Origin of the sequence: Shigella sp. FC1967, assembly GCF_001743005.1 — a bacterium.
Lineage (GTDB): Bacteria > Pseudomonadota > Gammaproteobacteria > Enterobacterales > Enterobacteriaceae > Proteus.
In genome coordinates this window covers 1-280 of record NZ_MIIZ01000165.1, presented here as the reverse complement: position 1 = coordinate 280, position 280 = coordinate 1, and the positions used below count along the sequence as shown (strand labels likewise).

The following is a 280-nucleotide window of genomic DNA, read 5'->3' as shown; positions in this document are numbered from 1 at the left end:
AGTAGGGCGGGACACGTGTTATCCTGTCTGAATATGGGGGGACCATCCTCCAAGGCTAAATACTCCTGATTGACCGATAGTGAACCAGTACCGTGAGGGGAAAGGCGAAAAAGAACCCCGGCGAGGGGAGTGAAAAAAGAACCTGAAACCGTGTACGTACAAGCAGTAGGAGCCTCTTTATGGGGTGACTGCGTACCTTTTGTATAATGGGTCAGCGACTTATATTCTGTAGCAAGGTTAACCGTATAGGGGAGCCGTAGGGAAACCGAGTCTTAACTGG

1 rRNA gene is annotated in these 280 nt (G+C 50.0%); it reads left to right on the top strand.

The features are described 5' to 3' along the window. A 23S ribosomal RNA gene (locus BHE89_RS01505) occupies positions 1-280 on the top strand; the annotation flags it as partial.